At 72.5% G+C, this 1148-nt stretch carries 3 protein-coding genes; 2 read left to right on the forward strand and 1 reads right to left on the reverse strand.

The annotated features are described in order from the left end of the window. Both EJC49_RS25460 and EJC49_RS25465 read left to right on the forward strand, forming a co-directional pair. A partial coding sequence (locus EJC49_RS25460; RefSeq protein WP_148106343.1) for a GNAT family N-acetyltransferase occupies positions 1-90 on the forward strand: 90 nt, incomplete at its 5' end. 233 nt (positions 91-323) lie between these two features. Beyond that, a complete protein-coding gene (locus EJC49_RS25465) occupies positions 324-659 on the forward strand; it encodes a hypothetical protein (RefSeq protein WP_126702716.1) in 336 nt (111 codons plus the stop codon). A 45-nt stretch (positions 660-704) separates the two neighbouring features. On the opposite strand, the gene EJC49_RS25470 is transcribed toward EJC49_RS25465, so the two are convergent. Then, a partial coding sequence (locus EJC49_RS25470) for an anti-sigma factor domain-containing protein (protein ID WP_170314874.1) occupies positions 705-1148 on the reverse strand: 444 nt, incomplete at its 5' end.

Below are 1148 nucleotides of genomic sequence, written 5' to 3' on the forward strand. Positions count from 1 at the left end.
GCGGCCGGCAAGACCATCATCCCGCTCTGTCCCTTCGCCCGCGAACAGTTCCGCCGCCATCCCGAGTGGGCCGACGTGCTGAAGGGCTAGACGAGACCAACGGGGGCAGGACGGACCGTCCCCGTTCGCCCGTCGCCGTCCGGCCTCCGCCGACCGGTTCGCCGCGGCACGATCGGACGATGCCCTGCGCCACCCTCCCGGCAAGCCGGCATTAACCACAGCAGGTGCCGGAACCCGTGCATTCATGCCGTGTTCATCGCGCCTGACGGATTCTTCCTCCCGGTCGCGGCCGGCCTTCGCCCGCCGCCGAAGGGGGAGTTCCCATGCGTCGCCTTCTCGTCCTTGCAGCCTTCGTCGCCCTTGCATCCGCCAGCGGCGTTTCGCCGTCGTTGGCCGCCTCGCAGGTCCACTACTGCCCGCCGGAAGCCCGCGGTATCGTCAGCCACACGGGCGATGCGTCGTGGACGGCCACCAACCAGTCGAGCCGCGTCACCGCCGCCCGCGTCGAGATGATCGGCGGCCAGCCCTCGCTGGTCTGCGTCTACCGCATGTTCGGCGGCGACTACTGGATCCACCGCCGGCCGGAGGCGCCCTTCATGCAGTGCAGCGGCGGCGACATGGGCCTTGGCCGCGTGGGCTTCAGCTGCGTGCGCGGCTGACCGTCTTCCAGCCGCGCCGTCGCGGCGGCACCGCGCCCCGCTGTGTCACCCCGGCGGGCGCTTGGCGAAGCCCTTGACGATGATCGGCCCCGTCGGCCGGCCGGTCGGCGAGCCGGGGGCGGGTTCCAGCGTGATCTCGTAAAGTTGCTCGGCCTGCGGCCGCGGCTGGCTCGGTCCCCTCAGCACGGCCGGCGTGGCGCGCGGCAAGGTACCGATGGACACCGGGCCGACGGACTGGTCGTAGAGCGTCCAGACCTGCAGCGTCTTGCCCTCCGGCACGGCGAAATCCTGCAGGGGCACGATGCGGACGGTGTCGTCGGCAAAGGCCTCGAAGATCGCGCCGGGCACCGCGTCCGGCGTGTCGAGCACCACCACGACCACCGGCTGCGGCCGTGGCGACAGCGTCGTGCCCGCGAGATAGCCGACGCCCAGCGCCGCGGCGATGCTGGCCGCCATCAAGGCCGGACGCCACGCGCCGGCGCGCCGCCG

Origin of the sequence: Aquibium carbonis (assembly GCF_003970795.1) — a bacterium.
Classification (GTDB): Bacteria; Pseudomonadota; Alphaproteobacteria; order Rhizobiales; family Rhizobiaceae; genus Aquibium; species Aquibium carbonis.